The sequence below is a fragment of the Vibrio scophthalmi LMG 19158 genome, from assembly GCF_000222585.1.
In the GTDB taxonomy this organism is placed as follows: Bacteria; Pseudomonadota; Gammaproteobacteria; order Enterobacterales; family Vibrionaceae; genus Vibrio; species Vibrio scophthalmi.
Window position 1 is genome coordinate 1 of record NZ_AFWE01000165.1, and the last position, 1688, is coordinate 1688.

A 1688-nucleotide genomic window follows, 5' to 3' on the forward strand; every position below is an offset into this window, starting at 1 on the left:
AGATTGAGTTTTCAGCACTATTTTAGTCGCTACTGACAACAACAAAACGATTTTATTTTTCGCATTCTTGCGAATTTTACCTGCTTTAAAGCTATTGAGAATTTCAGATTTGGAAGAGCCTTACTGTTCCAGCGGGGATAGGCTGGTCGCTTGCTGCTGATTAGTGATTGTTGAGCGGATTGCAGTTGAGTGCGTCATGGCAGTGATGCCTATAACGAACAGAGCCGGCTAATGCCAAGTGAAGCATGAACCTGGTATAAGTCCGCTCGTATTGGTTAAGTTATCGACACGAGGCGAAGCCGAAAAACCCGACCACTTTAGTGGTAACGACAAATGCTTAAAGCGATTAGGTAATAATCAAATGGAATTATTGAAGAAACAAAAAGATAGAGCGTAGAGCAGAAAAGCACTAGAATGGTGTGGGTGCTTTTGGTTATTTACCGAAAGCAATTATCCTATTTTTTTGCGGACGGTAAATATCAAAAAACCCCGAAAGTTATTTAAAACTAATGAGGTTTAGAGATGTTACTAGCAAAACAAATCTTAGCCTCTATTACGATTCAAATCAAGGAGGCAAGAGTATGCCACGAAATAAAACCGCCCTACGGAGCTTAATTGTTATTTGCTTAACGATTCTGTGTTTTACATGGATGACGAGGGGCACACTTTGTGGGCTTCACTTCAAGGATGGGAACTCGGTAATTTCAGCAACGCTTGCCTACGAATCGAGATAGTAGCTGAACAAGGTGGGGGATTGTGAATCCCCACCTTGATTTAGTTTTGTTTGTGACGGCCATAAGCACCCATGTTTGTGTTGTGATAGTTATGACGGCGAAAAGTCCTAGACCTTTCGCCGTTATCATATAGGCATTAAAACAATCGAGTAAGGTAAAGCAATGGCCTCCTTTCAGATCATTTTCAAAGATGTAGAAGAAAACGAGTTAAGTAAAGAAGTTGTTTGTATGAAAGGATTATGCGCCGCAAAGCGATCGGCTAAAGCTACAGCGCCAGCGAATGCCTATAAGATCGAAATAACCGACCTGATAGGGAAAGAGTTGACGCGCATCACATTAGGTCAATTAAGCAAATGGCATGACGCTATTTAGCAAAGTGCTTTTTAAGGACTTCACGCGTCCGCCAGTATTCATCGAAGCTTAACGGGTCAGGTGTATCGAGCACAGGTTCACATATGGACTGCTTGGCTGGCTCTAATTTTATATTTAGATATTGCTGAGTAACAAATAGGAATTTGGAATAACTTAGCTTGTTAAGCACAAGCGGATTTTTCTCTTTCACTCTGACCTCAAAGCGTGCGATGACATAATCATCCTCGCCAGCCTCAAGACAAACCCAATCGTCAAATTCCAAAGTAATGCCCCATAGAAAAATTTTTGCCTTAATCGTACGCATACGATTAAGGCAAAAATTTACACCGCTAAACATCATTATTCTTCGAGAGCAATCCCATATATTTATCGTTAAGCAAACTATAGCTATCACTTGCCTTAACAAGCTCGCTCTGTGCTTTATTTCTTTGCTTTTTCTGATCAACTAGCTCAACCTCAAGTTTCAATACTGACACATTGGCAGGTTGAGCACTTTGCTGTGCGGCATTGAGTTGGATCTCAAGCACTCGATTAGCGATAGCCAGTGATTACATCGCGGCTTTAAGCGACTCTTTATCCTCT

3 protein-coding genes are annotated in these 1688 nt (G+C 41.2%); 2 read left to right on the top strand and 1 reads right to left on the bottom strand.

What is annotated here, in order from left to right:
- Positions 1–581: 581 nt before the first annotated feature.
- Together RH88_RS23000 and RH88_RS12915 are read left to right on the top strand one after the other, a co-directional pair.
- Positions 582–734: a Hok/Gef family protein gene (locus RH88_RS23000; protein ID WP_005596644.1), complete on the top strand. Its 153-nt coding sequence runs from the start codon at positions 582–584 to the stop codon at positions 732–734.
- 162 nt (positions 735–896) lie between these two features.
- Positions 897–1106, top strand: a complete 210-nt coding sequence (locus RH88_RS12915) for a hypothetical protein (protein ID WP_005596646.1) — start codon at positions 897–899, stop codon at positions 1104–1106.
- Here RH88_RS12915 and RH88_RS12920 read toward each other — a convergent pair.
- The gene (locus tag RH88_RS12920; RefSeq protein WP_050798511.1) at positions 1099–1410 is read right to left on the bottom strand and encodes a hypothetical protein; all 312 of its coding nucleotides are present in this window, start codon (positions 1408–1410) and stop codon (positions 1099–1101) included. The genes RH88_RS12915 and RH88_RS12920 overlap by 8 nt on opposite strands.
- Between the last annotated feature and the right edge of the window lie 278 nt (positions 1411–1688).